This window comes from Hymenobacter bucti, from assembly GCF_042681145.1.
GTDB classification, from domain to species: domain Bacteria; phylum Bacteroidota; class Bacteroidia; order Cytophagales; family Hymenobacteraceae; genus Hymenobacter; species Hymenobacter bucti.
In genome coordinates this window covers 40,534-56,365 of record NZ_JBHUFD010000001.1, presented here as the reverse complement: position 1 = coordinate 56,365, position 15,832 = coordinate 40,534, and the positions used below count along the sequence as shown (strand labels likewise).

Annotated in this window: 10 protein-coding genes; 2 read left to right on the top strand and 8 right to left on the bottom strand. The window is 61.9% G+C overall.

From position 1 onward, the window contains the following. Positions 1–26: 26 nt before the first annotated feature. From ACFSDX_RS00185 to ACFSDX_RS00160, 6 genes are all read right to left on the bottom strand, one after another. Positions 27–1,352 carry a TldD/PmbA family protein gene (locus ACFSDX_RS00185; RefSeq protein ID WP_382310923.1) on the bottom strand — a complete coding sequence of 442 codons (1,326 nt, stop codon included), beginning with the start codon at positions 1,350–1,352 and terminating at the stop codon, positions 27–29. A gap of 146 nt (positions 1,353–1,498) precedes the next feature. Beyond that, entirely contained in the window at positions 1,499–3,151 is a 1,653-nt protein-coding gene (locus tag ACFSDX_RS00180; RefSeq protein WP_382310921.1) for a TldD/PmbA family protein, read from the bottom strand. Positions 3,152–3,397: 246 nt separating this feature from the next. Further along, positions 3,398–4,732, bottom strand: coding sequence for a TldD/PmbA family protein (locus tag ACFSDX_RS00175; RefSeq protein ID WP_382310919.1), 1,335 nt, complete (start codon positions 4,730–4,732; stop codon positions 3,398–3,400). 140 nt (positions 4,733–4,872) lie between these two features. After that, the gene (locus ACFSDX_RS00170; RefSeq protein ID WP_382310917.1) at positions 4,873–6,525 is read right to left on the bottom strand and encodes a TldD/PmbA family protein; all 1,653 of its coding nucleotides are present in this window, start codon (positions 6,523–6,525) and stop codon (positions 4,873–4,875) included. 264 nt (positions 6,526–6,789) lie between these two features. After that, entirely contained in the window at positions 6,790–8,442 is a 1,653-nt protein-coding gene (locus ACFSDX_RS00165) for a TldD/PmbA family protein (RefSeq protein WP_382310915.1), read from the bottom strand. A 189-nt stretch (positions 8,443–8,631) separates the two neighbouring features. Further along, positions 8,632–9,375 carry a LytR/AlgR family response regulator transcription factor gene (locus ACFSDX_RS00160; protein ID WP_382310913.1) on the bottom strand — a complete coding sequence of 248 codons (744 nt, stop codon included), beginning with the start codon at positions 9,373–9,375 and terminating at the stop codon, positions 8,632–8,634. 289 nt (positions 9,376–9,664) lie between these two features. Here ACFSDX_RS00160 and ACFSDX_RS00155 point away from each other — a divergent pair, with 289 nt between their 5' ends. Continuing rightward, entirely contained in the window at positions 9,665–10,159 is a 495-nt protein-coding gene (locus ACFSDX_RS00155) for a hypothetical protein (protein WP_382310912.1), read from the top strand. Here ACFSDX_RS00155 and ACFSDX_RS00150 read toward each other — a convergent pair. Next, entirely contained in the window at positions 10,145–11,221 is a 1,077-nt protein-coding gene (locus tag ACFSDX_RS00150; RefSeq protein WP_382310910.1) for a sensor histidine kinase, read from the bottom strand. The genes ACFSDX_RS00155 and ACFSDX_RS00150 overlap by 15 nt on opposite strands. Positions 11,222–11,433: 212 nt before the next feature. Here ACFSDX_RS00150 and ACFSDX_RS00145 point away from each other — a divergent pair, with 212 nt between their 5' ends. Beyond that, on the top strand, positions 11,434–12,318 hold the full coding sequence (locus tag ACFSDX_RS00145) for a DUF5694 domain-containing protein (protein ID WP_382310908.1): 885 nt from the start codon (positions 11,434–11,436) through the stop codon (positions 12,316–12,318). A gap of 112 nt (positions 12,319–12,430) precedes the next feature. Here the strand turns inward: ACFSDX_RS00145 and ACFSDX_RS00140 are convergent, their stop codons facing one another. Beyond that, a complete protein-coding gene (locus ACFSDX_RS00140; protein WP_382310906.1) occupies positions 12,431–15,775 on the bottom strand; it encodes a S41 family peptidase in 3,345 nt (1,114 codons plus the stop codon). Between the last annotated feature and the right edge of the window lie 57 nt (positions 15,776–15,832).

Sequence of the window (15,832 nt, the reverse complement as noted above, 5' to 3'; positions counted from 1 at the left end):
CACTCATTCATACCTCACTCATTGTCTTATACCGCGTCGGACAAGCTGGTGAAGGTGAAGTCGCGGATTTTCAGCGGGGGCACCAGGCAGTTAGCCAAGCGTTGGGGCCGGCCGATGGCTTCCACGTTGTTGAGCATGATGATGGGGCTTTCGTTGAAGCGCATGTTCTTGATGGGAAATTTGATAGCACCGTTTTCGATGTAAAACGTGCCGTCGCGCGTTAGGCCGGTGTAGAGCAGCGTTTGCGGGTCTACTTCGCGGATGTACCAGAGGCGCGTGACCAGAATACCCTTGGCGGTGCTTTTGATGAGTTCGGCGGTGCTTTGGGTGCCGCCCGTCATGATAAAGCTGCTGGGAAAAGCGGTGGGCGCCACGTTGTTTTTCTGGGCCCAGAAGCGCGAGTAAAACATATTCTTCACCACGCCTTTTTCGACCCAGCTCATGCGCTTAGTGGGCAGGCCGTCACCATCAAAGGCGTTGCCCGGTACCTCAGCATTCAGCGGGTCAGAGTAGATGTTCACGCGCTCGTCAAAGAGCTTTTCGCCCTTGCGGTTGCCGCCGCCTTTCTTGGTTAAGAAGCTGCGGCCCTCGTCGGCCTCGCGGGCGCCCATGCTGTACACGAGGCCACCTAGGAGCGAGAGGTCATCGCCGGCCATGAGGGCGGCCGGCTCCAGAATAACGGTGTACTTGCCCGGCTCGATGGCCTTAGCCGTTACCGACGAAGCTGCCTTGTCGGCCGCCCGCTGGGTCAACGATTTAAAATTGAGCTTGCTAGGGTCGGTGGCGTCGGCGATGGCGTAGCCCGAGCCGCGCCCGTCGGCGGTGCGCACCGTCACCGAAAAGTCGGTGTTGGTCGACTGTTGGTAGCTTTCCAAGCCCTTTGAATTGCGCAGCGCCGTGAAGCTCGTGCCCCCATTGAGAAAGCCCGCCGACGTGAGGTTTTTGGCCGCGCACAGCGCGATGCTGTCGGCCGCGGCCTGGGCGCGGGTGGCGGGCGTGAGCAGCGTAGCCGCCGCCGAGGGTGGGTTGAGGTAGGTTTGGGGACCTAGGAGGGGCATATACTCGGGGCTCTCGGGGGCGAGGCGCGCGATTTCCTCGGCGCGCTGCACGCAGCGGCGCAGCGTGGCATCGTCAAACTCGTTGCAGGTCGCGATGCCCGAGCGCTTGCCGAAGCGCGACTCCACGGTGAGCGACACCGTGTCGGAGGCGCCGGCCGTGCTCACGCTGTTGCGGGCGTAGCGGATGTTACCGGTATTGCGCCCGTCGAGGCCGACTGCGCACTCGTCGGCGGTACTGTAGGTCAGTACCTTTTTTAGTAAAGCCTGGGCTTCGTCTTTGGAGAGAATAGCCATTGTTTTTTGAGCTGTTATAATGCTGATGGAGGGGGGGCACCTGTCCTTGCGAGCGCAGCGAAGCAATCTTTCCTTTCTGCTTATCTGACGTCTGCGATGCGGGAAGGAGAGATTGCTTCGCTACGCTCGCAAGGACAAGCGTTTACCTACCCCACTTTCCGGGCCGTATTAATCACGTTCACGCCGTTAAACCGCGTCGTAGCCGAGCCGTGGCTCACCGACGAGCTTTGCGTGGGCTGGCCCTTGCCGTCGAAGAAGGTGCCGAAGAGGCGGTAGTCGCTCTGGTCGCACGAGCCGGCGCAGGCGCCCCAAAACTCCTGGGTGTTCGACTGGTAGGCCACGTCCTCAATGGGCTCCGTAATTTTGCCTTTCTCAATGGCGAAGAACAGCTGTCCGCCAAACTGGAAGTTATAGCGCTGCTGGTCAATGCTGAACGAGCCCGCGCCGGCAATGTAAATACCCTTGTCCACCTTGCTTATCATCTCATCCACGCTCATTTTGGCGGGGCTGGGCTTGAGGCTGATGTTGGCCATGCGCTGAAACTGCACATCGTCCCACGACTGGGCGTAGCAGCAGCCGTCCGATTCCTTCTGGCCCACGATGTGCGCCTGGTCCCGAATTTTCTGGTAGTCGACCAGCTTGCCGGCCTTGATGATGTCCCACTGCTTGGTTTTCACGCCCTCGTCGTCGTAGCCCACGGTGCCTACGGCGCCGGGTTGTAGCTTGTCGGCCACAATGTTGACCTCCTTAGAGCCGTAGGGCAGGTTCTTAGCCTTCCACTCCAGGGTGGCGAAGCTGGTGCCCGCAAAGTTGGCCTCGTAGCCCAGCACCCGGTCGAGTTCGGTGGGGTGGCCCACGCTCTCGTGGATGGTCAGCCCCAGGTGGCCGGGGTCGAGCACGAGGTCGTACTTGCCGGGCGTCACCGATTTCATCGTCAGCTTGGCCTTGGCTTGCTTGCCGGCTAGGGCGGCGTCGGCCAGCAGGTCGTAGCGCAGCTTGTAGCCGATGGTGTCGGTGCCCTGCGGGCCGCGCACCTGCTCAGCGGCGCTCGGCGTGAGGTACTCGTAGCCCATGCCCACGGGCGCGCTCAGCGCCTCCCGCGAGCGGAATTTGCCCGACTTGGTATCTACTGCCGTGGCGTTGAAGGTGGGCCACAGGCGGTGCACGTCCTGGTCGATGTACGAGCCGTCGGTGCTGGCAAAGTATTTCTGCTCATTTACTTGAAACAGCGCCGAGTTGATGTAGCTGGCGCCGTTGTCCATCGCGGCGGCGTTGGCGGCCAGCAGCAGGTCGGCCTTTTGCTTCACGGGCACCTCGAAGGCGCTCTGCACGAGGGGCGTCTTCCAGCTCACCTCGCCAAAGCCGGCTTGCGGGGCCAGCTGCACGGGCTCTTTCAGCACCAGCTTGTTGGCCTTGGCAATGTCGGCGGCCAGACGCGCGGTGGCGGCCAGGCTGGCCTCGGTGACGACGCTTGTGGAGGCGAAGCCCCAGCAGCCCTGCACCAGCACCCGAATGCCCACGCCGTAGCTCTCGGTGCTCACGATGTTCTGAATCTGCTTTTCGCGGGCGAAGACGTACTGGTTGAGCGAGCGGCCGATGCGCACATCGGCGTAGCTGGCGCCCGCGCTTTTAGCGGCGTTGAGGGCAGCGTCGGCCAGGCGCTTTTTCAGCACGGTGTCGGCGCCGGGCTCCAGCAGGCGGGCCGGGTCCACGCGCTTGGCCCCGAAGCCGGGGAGGCTGGGCAGCAGCAGGGCCGTGGCACCCAGGCCGGTGAGGCCCACAAAGTCACGTCTGTTCATTGAGTAGAAAAAAGGAGATGAAAGAAGAGGGGGCGGGCCTAAGCAAAGTTGGCTAAGCAGACCGAAGGAGCTGCTAGTTAAGGTAAAACTTTGAATAGTCCAGCAAAAAGACAGAAATAAAGATTTTGACCCTCTTCCGAGTAGGATATATGGCGAGAATGACTCACTTTTAAGCAAAAGCCCCCAAGCCGGATAGGCTTGGGGGCTATGCTAAAAGCCTAAAGTCAGGAATGACCTTCTAGGTGGCTACACCGCGTCGGAGAGACTGGTGAAGGTGAAATCCCGGATTTTCAGCGGGGGCACCAGGTTGCCGGCCAGACGCACGGGGCGGCCGATGGCTTCCAGGTTGTTGAGCATGATAATCGGGCTTTCGTTGAAGCGAAAGTTCTTGACCGGGAACTTGATAGCACCGTTTTCGATGTAGAACGTTCCGTCGCGGGTGAGGCCCGTGTAGAGCAGCGTTTGCGGGTCCACGGGGCGGATGTACCAGAGGCGCGTCACCAAAATGCCCTTGGCGGTGCTCTTGATGAGGTCGGCGGTGCTTTGGGTGCCGCCTTCCATGATGAAGCCGCCGGGGTTGGGCAAGGACGGCACGCCGGATTTCTGCGCCCAGTAGCGCGAGGTGTACAGGTTCTTCACCACGCCCTTCTCAATCCAGGTCGTGCGCTGCTGCGGGCGGCCATCGCCCGAGAAGGTGAGGTCGGGTACCTCTGGGTTGGTCGGGTCGGAGTAGATGGTCACGCGCTCATCAAAGAGCTTCTCGCCCTTGCGGTTGCCACCACCTTTCTTGCTCAAGAAGCTGCGGCCCTCGTCGGCCGAGCGCGCGTCGAACGACCGCATCAGGGCACCTAGGAGCGAGGCGTCGGAGTTAGACAGCAGCGCATTAGGCTCCAGAATAACGGTGTACTTGCCCGGCTCGATGGCCCGGGCGCCCACCGACGAAGCCGCTTTATCGGCCGCCGTGCGGGTGAGGCGGGCCGCGTCGAACTTGCTGATATCCGTAAAGTCCGTCGAAGCATAGCCCGAACCCTGGCCATCGGGCGTGCGCACCGTGATGCTGAAATCAAGGTTCGTCAGGCGCTGATAAGCCTCTAAACCCTTCGAGTTGCGCTTGGCCACGAAGCTGGCCGAGTCGCTCAGGAAGCCCGCCGACGACAGCTTTTTGGTATCACAATACTGCATACTGGTCGCCATCTGCGAGGCGCGGTAGTCGGGCGTGATGCCCGCCGTGCTGGCCGCATACGACTGCGGCGACGACGAATAGGTCTGCGGCCCTAGCAGCGGCATGTACTCGGGGCTCTCGGGGGCGAGGCGCGCGATTTCCTCGGCGCGCTGCACGCAGCGGCGCAGCGTGGCCTCGTCGAACTGGTTGCACGTGGCAGTGCCCGAACGCTTCCCGAAATAAGAAGTCACCGCCAGCGATACGTTGTCGGTAGCGCCGGCCGTGCTGATGGAGTTGCGCGCCGAGCGCACGTTGCCTTGCAGGCTGCCCTGCAGATTGGCCTCGCACTCGTCGGCGGTGCTGAAGCCAATGACCTTTTTGAGGATATCCTGCGCTTCGGTTTGAGAAAGAATTGCCATTTATAGCTGAGATTATTTCAGTTTAGAATACTTAAGCGGTTGTCATTGCGAGGAGGAACGACGAAGCAATCGCACCTAGGCGGGCTGTTGGGGCTCTGTTCGGGTGTGATTGCTTCGCTGCGCTCGCAATGACAGACGTTTTAACCAATCTTCCGGGCCGTGTTAATGACGTTCACGCCGTTGAAGCGGGTGGTGGCCGAGCCGTGGCTCACGGCCGAGCTCTGGGAGGGCTGGCCTTTGCCATCGTTGAAGGCGCCGAAGAGGCGATAGTCCGAGGCGTCGCACGAGCCGGCGCAGGCACCCCAGAATTCTTGGGTGTTGGCCTGGTAGGCCACGTCTTCCAGCATTTCGGTGATTTTGCCTTTCTCGATGGCGTAGAATACCTGGCCGCCAAACTGGAAGTTATAGCGCTGCTGGTCAATGCTGAACGAGCCGTTGCCGGCGATGTAGATGCCCTTGTCCACGCCCTTAATCATCTCGTCCACGCTCATTTTGGTGGCGCTGGGGCGCAGGCTCACGTTGGGCATGCGCTGAAACTGCACATCCTGCCACGACTGCGAGTAGCAGCAGCCATCCGATTCCTTCTGGCCCACGATGTGCGCCTGGTCGCGAATCTTCTCGTAGTTCACGAGTTTGCCCTCTTTGATGAGGTCCCACTCCTTGCACTTCACGCCTTCGTCGTCGTAGCCCACGGCCCCTAGCGAGCCCGGTTGCAGCTTGTCAGCCACGATATTGACTTGCTTCGAGCCGTAGGGCAGGCCCTTGGCCTTCCACTCCAAAGTCGCGAAGCTGGTGCCGGCGTAGTTGGCCTCGTAGCCCAGCACGCGGTCGAGTTCCAGCGGGTGGCCCACGCTCTCGTGAATGGTGAGCCCGAGGTGGCCGGGGTCGAGCACGAGGTCGTATTTGCCGGGCGTCACGCTCTTGGCAGTGAGCTTGAGCTTGGTTTGCTTGGCCGCATTAGCGGCGTCTTCCAGGATGTCGTAGCTGTTTTTGTAGCCGATAACATTGGAGCCCGCGGGGCCGGCCACCTTGTCGGCGGCCTGGGGCGTGAGGTACTCATACCCTAGGCCCATGGGCTGGCTCAGCGACTGCCGCGAGCGGAACTTGCCGCTGGCCCGGTCCACTACCGTAATACCGAAATTAGGGTAAATGCGGTGCACGTCCTGGTCGATGTACGAGCCGTCGGTGCTGGCAAAGTACTTCTGCTCATTGATTTGAAATAGCGCCGAATTCACAAACGACGCGCCGTTTTCGAGGGCTACCGCGTTGGCGCTCAGCAGCAAGTCGACTTTCTGCTTGATGGGCACTTCCAGCGCGTTCTGCTTGATGGGCGTTTTCCAGCTCACGTCGCCGTAGCCGCGTTGGGCGGCCAGCTGCACGGGCTCTTTCTGCACCTTCGAGTTGGCTTTGGCGATGGCCACGGCCTGCTGGGCGGCCTTGGCGATGCCCGCCTCGGTCATCTGGTTGGTGGCTGCGAAACCCCAGGTGCCGTTGGCAATGACCCGGATACCCACGCCCATGGTTTCGGTGCTACCGATATTCTGCACCTGCTTTTCGCGGGTGAAAATGCCCTGGTTGAGGGTCCGCTGAATGCGCACGTCGGCGTAGCTGGCACCGGCGCTTTTGGCGGCGTTGAGGGCCACGTCGGCAAGGCGCTTTTTTTGCAGCACGTCGAGGCCGGGCTCCAGCAGGCGCGCTGGGTCTACCAGGTCGGCGCCGAGGCTCGGAAAGTTGGGGAGCAGCAGGGCCCCGGCCCCCAGGCCAGCTAGTCCTACGAAGTCGCGTCTGTTCAAAATGAGGGTAGATTTAGTGAAATAGGAGTGAAGACAACGGGCAAGATGGGAATTTTTTCTTGAAAAAGGACTAACCTTCGGAGAAGACGTTGCGTGACGGGCGGCTATTTTTTTCAGTGGGGGGTACTCGTCATTCATGAGACCCCACCCCCGACCCCTCCCCTTCGGGAGAGGGGAGTCGACTGTGAGCGAACGCAACCTAGGCGTCAGGCTCCCCTCTTCCGATGGGGGTGGAAGCCAGGGAGTCGGGGGTAGGGTTTCACGCTACCCCAGCTTGCGGGCCGTATTAATCACATTCACGCCGTTGAAGCGGGTGGTGGCCGAGCCGTGGCTCACGGCCGAGCTTTGCGAGGGCTGGCCCTTGCCGTCGTTGAAGGTGCCGAAGAGGCGGTATTCGGAGGCGTCGCAGACCGCCGCACACGAGTTCCAGAATTCCTGGGTGTTGGCTTGGTATGCTACATCGTCGAGCATACCCGTGATTTTACCCTTCTCGATAGCGTAAAATACCTGGCCGCCAAACTGGAAATTATAGCGCTGCTGGTCAATAGAGTAGGAGCCGCGGCCGGCAATGTAGATGCCCTTGTCAACCTGGCTGATGAGCTGGTCGGCGCTGAGCTTGGCGGTGCCGGGGCGCAGGCTCACGTTGGGCATGCGCTGGAACTGCACCGAATCCCAGGAGTCGGCGTAGCAGCAGCCGTCCGATTCGGTTTGGCCCACGATGTGCGCTTGGTCGCGGATTTTCTCATAGTTCACCAGCTTGCCCTGGTCGATGAGCGTCCACTCCTTGCACTTCACGCCCTCGTCGTCGTAGCCGACGGCCCCTAGGGAACCGGGCTGGAGCTTGTCAGCCACGATGGTCACCTGCTTCGAGCCGTAGGGAATATTCTTGGCCTTCCACTCCAGCGTCGCGAAGCTGGTGCCCGCAAAATTAGACTCGTAGCCGAGCACGCGGTCGAGCTCCAGCGCGTGGCCAATGCTCTCGTGGATGGTGAGCCCTAGGTGGTTAGGTTCCAACACCAAGTCGTATTTGCCGGGCGCTACCGACTGCGCCGTGAGCTTGGCCTTGGCCTGGCGGGCGGCCAAGGCGGCGTCTTCCAGGATGTCGTAGCTGTTGCGGTAGCCGATGAGTCCGGTGCCCGCCGGACCCGCCACCCTGTCGGCGGCCTGGGGCGTGAGGTACTCGTAGCCTAGGCCCATGGGCGCGCTCAGCGCGTCGCGGGTCTTGAACTTGCCGCTGGCCCGGTCGATGGCCGTGACCGAAAACGTGGGCCAGATACGGTGCACGTCCTGGTCGATGTACGAGCCGTCGGTGCTGGCAAAGTACTTCTGCTCATTGATTTGGAAGAGCGACGAGTTTACGAAGTTGGCGCCGTTGTCGATGGCTTTGGCATTGGCCGCCAGCAGCAGCTCTACCTTCTGGGCCACCGGCACCTCAAAGGCATTTTGCTTGATGGGCGTTTTCCAGCTCACCTCGCCGAAGCCGCGCTGGGCGGCCAGGTGCACGGGCTCCTTCTGGGTTTTGGCGTTGGCCTTGGCCATGGCTACCGCCAGCTGGGCGGCCTTGGCCAAGCCTTTGTCCGACACGTCGTTGGTGGCCGCGAAGCCCCAGCTGCCGTTGGCAATCACGCGCACGCCGGCCCCGAAGCTCTCGGCGCTGGCAATGTTCTGCACCTGCTTTTCGCGGGTGAAAATGCTCTGGTTGAGGTAGCGCCCGATGCGTACGTCGGCGTAGCTGGCGCCGGCGCCCTTGGCTGTGTTGAGGGCCGCGTCGGCGAGGCGCTTTTTCTGGGCCACGTCGAGGCCGGGCTCCAGCAGGCGGGCGGCATCAACCGGAGTGCCGCCCAGGCTGGGGTAGCTGGGTAAGAACAAGGCCCCGGTGGCTAAACCAGTGAGGCCGACGAAGTCGCGTCGTTTCAAAGCGGCAGATTAAGTTATGTCCAGGTGAAAACCAGCCGGTAAGATGGCAGCTTTTTCACAAAAAAGACATACCCGGTCAGCGAGCGTTGCAGCGCTAGCCTAGGGCTGTTCATAAAAAACGCTTGTCATGCTGAGCGAAGCGCAGCATGACAAGCGTTTTGGCTAGTGACTCTCAAATAATAGTAATGCCTACCCCTTCTCCCGAATCAGCTTGAAAAACTCCTCGCGGTACGTCTCGCCCACCGTGATGCTTTCGGGGCCCACGTGCAGCAGGTTGCCCTCCACCATGCGCAGGTGGTCGAGCGAGATGATAAACGACTTGTGCACCCGCACGAAGGGCGGCTGTGGCAGCTGCGCCTCTAGGTCGCGTAGGGTCTGGTAGGTGACTACCCGCTGGCCGGCCACGTGAATCGAAACGTAGTTCTTGAGCCCCTGAATGTACAGAATATCAGCATAGTTAAGTTTGAGGTATTTGTTTTTGCTCTCGCCCTTCACGAAGAGATAGTCGGCGCTGGCCGTGACCAGTGGCGCATTCGCCACTGAGGCAGGAAGCGGAGCGAGCGCCGCGGGCGCGAGGGCCGGCAAGAGCGCCTGCGCCTTTTGCACGGCCCGCAAAAACCGGTCAAAGGCAATAGGCTTGAGCAGGTAGTCTACCACGTCGTGCTCGTAGCCGTCGAGGGCGTACTCGGGGTAGGCGGTGGTGAGCACGACCTTGCAGCGGTGGCCGCAAATCTTGAGAAATTGCAGGCCCGTGAGCTCGGGCATCTGAATGTCGAGGAATACTAGGTCGGCGCGGCCCTCTTGCACCCATTGCAGGGCTTCGAGCGGGTTGGTAGTAGTGCCGACCAATTCTAGCGTCGGAATCTTCTGGATGTAGCTGGCGAGCAGCCGGGTAGCAAACGCTTCGTCGTCAACGGCAATGCAGCGGAGCATGGGTAGGGAGGCGGTGAAAGTAGAAATGTAGCCCTAATTCTGCGGGCTGCTTCGCGAATCTGCGTTGTGGCCCATAAAATCAGGGTAGAGGCCTATGATTTTCAAACAATTACCCCTAAGTTTGCTAAGGGCGCTCCTCTACCATTGCTGATAGCTATTAAACAGCTCTTGGCAAGCGCTTGCTTCTTGTCGGCGCGGCGCCCGCTACCCTAGGTCGATGCTCGCCCGGCAGGTTGCTGCCAAACCGCCTCGACTACCTTCCTCTCTCCCCACCCAACCTGTTCACTGCATGCGTTTTATTCAATTACTCACGCTCGTGGTCGGTGGTTTGCTGGCCATGAACAATAGCTGCAAAAAAGAGGATGATGCTGTGCCCTGCCCCGGCCCCGTGGCGGTAGCCACAACCCAGGTGCCGGGTCTGCAAGCGCACATTACCGAGCCCATCCCCAACGTGGGGCAATCCAACCAGTACATCGTCAACTCCAGCGGCGAGTACCGCGAGCTATTCGACTGCGCGCCGCCGGCGATGGTCAATTTCATGACCCACACGCTGCTGGCCGGCAAGACCAAAACCGCCACCGGCAGCCGTGTGCTGACCCAGGAAGTAGTGCAAACCTGCACCGGCTACACCTACACCGTGAAGCTGGAAGCGGCTGCGAGCCAGAAGGTAGCCAGCGTAGTGTACTATGTGGTGGTGCCCAAAATTCAGCCCACGGCCAAGGTCGATTTTGATGTGCAGCTGCCGGCTCTTGACCCCAAAGCACTGACCCTAGGTACCGAATAGCAGCGTGAGATGGGTGCGGTAGGTCTGGCCATCGTCGTGCACGTGCAGGGTATGGCGGCCGGGGTAGAGTAGCGCCAGCCGCCGCCGGATATTGGGTAGGCCCACGCCGGTAGTGGCGTCTTTGTGATGCTGATTGATGCGGTTTTCGACGCTGAATTCTAGCTGGTTGGACGCCAGTAGGTGCAACCGGATGCGCACTGGGTGCGCCGCCTGGTGCACCACGCCGTGCTTGAGGGCATTCTCCACAAACGGGATGAGCAGCAGCGTGGCCACGCGCTGCCCGCCCACCGGTAGGCCGGTTTGGGTAAATTCGACAAAGAACTTCTCTTCAAAGCGCAGCCGGTGAATGGCCAAATAATTCTCCACGTATTCCACCTCGCGGGCTAGGTCCACCTGGCCATCGGGACTGTCGTGCAGCAGGTAGCGCATGAGGTCGGAGAGGCGCAGCACGGCCTCGGCCAGCGGCTCCGACACGGAGTAGGCCTGGGCGTAGAGGTAGTTGAGGGTGTTGTAGAGGAAGTGCGGGTTTATCTGGGTACGTAGAAAGGCTATCTCGGCCTGGGTTTTTTCCTTTTCCAGCACTTGCACGAGCAGCTGGTTTTCGCGCTCCTTTTCACGCACGAAGGCGTCGCGCACGGCCACGGCCGCGCCGGCCATAACGATGGTGGGTAACAGGAAATACAGGTTGTCCTGCAAGTAGAAGGCCAGTTTAACGCCCGGCGAGTAGTTACGAAAACCAAATAGTAGCGGCGTCAGCACTTCTTCCAGCACGTAGCGGGTGCCCGCAAATATCAGCGGCGTGCCCAGCAGCCCAAGTACCAGCACCGGCCAGCGCCCCCGCCGCAAGCCCTGCGGAAAAACGACCAGAAAGCAGTAGTAGAATAAGCTTATCAAACTCAGCCAAAAGGTAAGATTGAGCAGGTGCGCCTTGGGCAAATCGGCCGCCGCGATGTGGCGGCGGGCGCCGTGCATGATGCCCAGCATATCGTAGCCCAGCATATCGTAGCCGATAACCAGGGCCCAGCCCAGCACTTGGTACAGTGTAATGCGGTAGCGGTTCATGGCTTAAAAGTACCGGCCTAGGTAGGGCATTAGCCAGTCTATTATCCGAACCCGGCCCTAGGTGCCGCCAACGCCCGCCTGGGCAAGATGACCCAGCCAGGAGCGTGGTAGGGCTGGGTTGGGATAATAGTTTGACGGGTTGGGATAATAAAATTTCGAGCCCTAGGTGGGGCCGGCACCTTTGTCACATCGCTTTCAAACGCCTCCCCACTATGGTTCTCCCTACCTGCTTCCGCTCTTTACTAGCCCTCGCTTTGCTGAGCTTTGCCCAGCCCAGCGCGGCCCAAACGCCGGCTATGCCCACCGCCAAAATAAAGGTGTACATCGTCGGCACGTTTCACTTCGATGCTTCGGAGGCCGATATAAACCACGGCAAAGCAGTGGATATGCGCACGCCGCAAAAGCAGCGCGAGCTAGACGAGCTGGTGAGCAAGCTCCAGAAAACGCAGGCCGACAAGGTGTTTGTAGAATATCAGCTGCAAGACCAGCCGCGCGTAGACAGCACCTACGCGCTGTACCGCCAAAAGCAGTTTAAGGCCGGCAACAATGAGGTGTACCAGCTTGGCTACCGGCTGGCCGACAAGCTGAATCTACCGCGGGTGTACTGCGCCGATGCGCAGCTAGGGTTGAATTTTGATGCGGTGCAGGCCTACGCCAAGCAACACGGGCAGGAGGCTATTATGAACGGTTTTATGCAGGTGCAGCCCGGCGACAGCCTGGGCCAACTCATAGCCACCCGCAACCGGCTGCGAAAAGTAGCCCTGCCGGCCGGGGGCGAGTTTCCGGGCGCTACGCTACTAGCGCAGTTTAAAGTGGCTAATTCGGCGGCTACCGACCGGGCCAATATGGATGGCTATCTGCTGACGGGCGCGCGGGTAGGTGGCGGCAACAACTACGTGGGAGCCGACGTGGCAGGCGATTATTTTAAGCGCAACGTGCGCATTTACACCAACCTACTGCGGCAAGTAGATGTGCAGCACGATAAGGCCATCGTGCTCATCATCGGGGTCGGGCACGCCTCGTTGCTGAAAAGTATTCTGCACTACAATTCGCTCTTTGAAGTAGTAGAAGTGCTGCCGCTGCTGGAAGCGAAATAAACGCTTGTCCTTGCGAGGAGGAACGACGAAGCAATCACATCAGGATGGGCCGTTTGTGCGCTCCCTAGGTGCGATTGCTTCGTCGTTATTTCTCGCAAGGACAGCCGCTCGCTTACTTGCCCAGCTGCCCTAGCAGCTCCTTCACGGCGGTGTCGAGCTGCACATCGTGGTCGGTGTAGCTCTCGCCGATGGGGCGGGTTACGGGCACGTCCACGGGGCGGGGGTTCATTTCCATCACCTTGCCGTCGCGGGTCGAGCGGATGGTGCTGGTGGGCAGGCGCAGGCTAGAGCCGTCGAGCAGGGTTGTGCCCGAGGTGAAGATAATCCAGCCGCCGGTGGGCTCGCCCACTATTTTGCCGAGCTTGGAGGCGCGGTAGCCCTCGCTAAAGTCCTCGGCATCAGACAATGAATGTTGGTTGGTGACGAGCACCGTGGGTAGCTCTAGGCTGCGCTGGCCGAGGGCGCTGCGGGCGGGCATCGGCGTGGGCGTGCCGCGGTCGGCCATGGTGAGGTAGCTGCGGCGGGCCAGCACGTCGATGGCGTACACGTTCACGAAGCCGCCGTTGTTGTTGCGCACGTCCACTACCACGCCCTCGCGGCTCATGTTTTCGGCGTCGAGGTCGAGGTAGAGCTGCGAGAGCGAGGCGGCCGACATATCGAACATATGCACGTAACCGAGCTTGCCGCCGCTGACCTTGGCCACGTAGGCGCGGCGCTCCTCCACCCACTGGCGGTAGTCGAGCGCCTTTTCGGTGTCGCGGCTGAGGGGGCGCACCACTACTTCGCGCTCTTTGTTGTCGCTCGAAATGCGGAGCGTAGTGCGGCGGCCCACCTTGTATTGCAGCACCTCATCGAGGTTAGTGGTGCCATTGAGGGCGCGGCCATCTACGGCCAGTAGCACGTCGCCGGGCTTGAGGCCGGCCAGCGCGCCGGCCCCTAGGGGCAATACCGAGGTCACGCGCAGGCGGCCCGTTCGCTCGTACTCGGCGGGGTCGAAGCGCACCCCTAGGCGGCCGGTGGCGGGTGCCACCGTGCCGGGGCTGCTCGCGGCCGGGCCCATGCCCGAGTGCGAGGCGTTGAGCTCGCCAATCATGAGGTTGGTGAGGCGGCGGGCCTCGTCCGGGGTGCGGGCGCCGGCGATGTAGGGCGCAAATTTGGCGTGCTGGGCCGGCCAGTCGGCGCCGTTGAAGGTGGCGTCGTTGAAGAAGTCGCGCAGGTAGGCCCAGGCCTCGTCGAAGACCACCATTTTCTCCTGCTCGAAGTCTACGTCGAGCTCGGCGGTCACAGCCACGGCGCGGGGCGTGCCCTTGCCGGCCTCCACCGGCACCACCTGGATGCGGCCCTGGTCGAGGAAGTACACCTCCTTGCTATCGGGCGAAAACTGCGCCTCGCGCTTGGCGCCCGCCGTGGACGTAAGCTGCCGGGCGGTGGCGGGGTCCTTGCTCAGCTCATCGAGCGGATAGATGTATAAGTTGCTCTGGTTGAGCACGCTGCCCGTTAGCAGCAGCCACTTGCCATCGGGGCTGATGGTCTGGCTGCGCACGTCTATGCCCACCGGCACCAAGCTCAGGCGCCGCCGAATATCCTCGAAGTTGATAGTGACGGGCGGCTTGGCAGCTACGGCCGTGGCGGCAGTGTCAGTTCCTTTTTTGCCTTTGCTCGACTTCTTAGCGTTGGCCATAGCGCGGCTTTTGGTGCGCGCCGAGTCGGCGGCTACCGGCAGCGGGGCCGGCGTGGCGGGGGTAGCGGGCTTCTGCGGCGGGTTCTGGTTTTTGTCGGGCGACACGGGGCCGGGCGTGGTTTCCTTGAACAAGTCGCGAAACTGGTCCTCACGGAAGCGCGGTGTGCGCAGCTGAAAATCGACGCGGGCCACCTCGGCGTCTTCGGTGCGCTGGCCGGTGTCGAAGAGCAGGTACTTGCCATCGGGGCTCCACGAAAGGGTGTTGCTGTTCGAGTTGGCCAGGAAGCTCACCGGCCGCGCCGCGCCGCCCGCCGCGGGTACCACCTGCACATTGGTAAAGCCGCGGGCGCCGGCGGGCGCGAAGGCCAGCCACTTGCCATCGGGGCTCCAGACCACAGCGCGCTCGGCGGCCAGCGGCGGCCGGTCGAGGCGGCCGGTGCCCACTACGCGCTCCTGGTTGGCACCTAGGTCAAGCACGCGCACTTCCTTGGCATCGCGCTGGAAGGCCAGCAATTTGCCATCGGGCGAGAAGCGCGGGGCGGCGTCGTTGGTGGCGGCGTTGGTCAGTCGGGTTTCCTTGCCGGTGGCGAACGTGTAGCTGTAGAGGTGCTTGGCGCCGTCGCGGGCCGATACGTACACCAGCCGGCGGCTGTCGGGCGCCCAGGCCAGGTCACTTTCGGCGGCGGTGGTCACTGAGAGGCGCGTCGCGTCGCCACCGTCGGCGGCCGAGGCGGCGAAGACTTCGCCGTGCACGATAAAGGCGACTTTCTTGCCATCGGGCGAGAGGGCCATTTCCTGCAAGCGGTCGGTGAAACGCTGGCGCTCCACGGTGGGGCTGGCGGGCGCGCCGCGCCGCCGGATGGCTACCTGCTTGGCCTGGCCGCTCTGCGTGTCCAAGGTCCAGATAGCGAAGTCGCGCTCGAATACGATGAGCTTGCCATCGTAAGAGGCGCTGGGCCACAGCACGCGACCATCCTTGAAATTGGTGACTTGTTGGGGCGTGCCCTTGGTCAGGCCGGTGGTCCAGATGTTTTCGGGGCCGCCTTGGTCGCTGGTGTAGAATAGCTTTTGGCCGCCCGGCCCCCACATGGGCCACAGCGCTTTGGCTCCGCCGCTGGTGAGGCTGGTGTACCGCGGGCCGCTTTTATCGTCCTGCCGCAGCCAGATTTCGGACTCATCCAAGTGGCTGTGGCCGTGGCGCCACCACTGGTTGGAGGCAACGCCGCGGGCGGCCAGGGCCAGCGTTTTGCCATCGGGACTGGGCGCGGCGAAGAACTCGTTGGCGTAGCGGTCGGCCGAGACGGCGGTGGGCGTGCCGCCGCCCACCGGCACGCGGTAGATGTCGTTCATGCCCGCGATGTCGCGGCTGGTGGAGGAAAAGTAGAGGTATTTGCCATCGGCCGACCACCCGTCGAGCTGGTCGAGCCCGTCGTCAAAAGTCAAACGCTTGAGCTCCCCGCTCTCAAAATTCAAGAGGTAAATATCGCCGTTGCCGCTGCGGGTGGAGGTGAAGGCCAGTGATTTGCCATCGGGCGCGTACAGCGGGCGGCTTTCGGTGGCGGGGTGGGCCACCAGCAGCCGGGCCTCGCCGCCCGCCACGGGCACCGTCCACACATCGCCGCCCGAGACAAAGGCGAGTTCCTGGCGGTCGGGCGACACGGCCGGCTCCGAGAAGTAGGGCGTAGCTACGGGCGGCGCGGCTAATGCCGACAGGGCCGGCAGGGCCGCCAGCAGCGGCAGGGTAAGGACTAGCTTGGGTAGAGGTTTGCGGGGCATACGGCTGAGTAAGAAGACTAAAAAAGCAAGGTCGGGCTTTCTTCCCTGGCCGCTGCA

What these genes read in the sequence shown, in the direction of transcription:
- ACFSDX_RS00155 (WP_382310912.1), top strand. Translation starts at nt 9,665, where the DNA reads ATGCGTTTTATTCAATTACTCACGCTCGTGGTCGGTGGTTTGCTGGCC.
- ACFSDX_RS00140 (WP_382310906.1), bottom strand. Translation starts at nt 15,775, where the DNA reads ATGCCCCGCAAACCTCTACCCAAGCTAGTCCTTACCCTGCCGCTGCTG.
- ACFSDX_RS00150 (WP_382310910.1), bottom strand. Translation starts at nt 11,221, where the DNA reads ATGAACCGCTACCGCATTACACTGTACCAAGTGCTGGGCTGGGCCCTG.
- ACFSDX_RS00180 (WP_382310921.1), bottom strand. Translation starts at nt 3,151, where the DNA reads ATGAACAGACGTGACTTTGTGGGCCTCACCGGCCTGGGTGCCACGGCC.
- ACFSDX_RS00160 (WP_382310913.1), bottom strand. Translation starts at nt 9,375, where the DNA reads ATGCTCCGCTGCATTGCCGTTGACGACGAAGCGTTTGCTACCCGGCTG.
- ACFSDX_RS00145 (WP_382310908.1), top strand. Translation starts at nt 11,434, where the DNA reads ATGGTTCTCCCTACCTGCTTCCGCTCTTTACTAGCCCTCGCTTTGCTG.
- ACFSDX_RS00185 (WP_382310923.1), bottom strand. Translation starts at nt 1,352, where the DNA reads ATGGCTATTCTCTCCAAAGACGAAGCCCAGGCTTTACTAAAAAAGGTA.
- ACFSDX_RS00175 (WP_382310919.1), bottom strand. Translation starts at nt 4,732, where the DNA reads ATGGCAATTCTTTCTCAAACCGAAGCGCAGGATATCCTCAAAAAGGTC.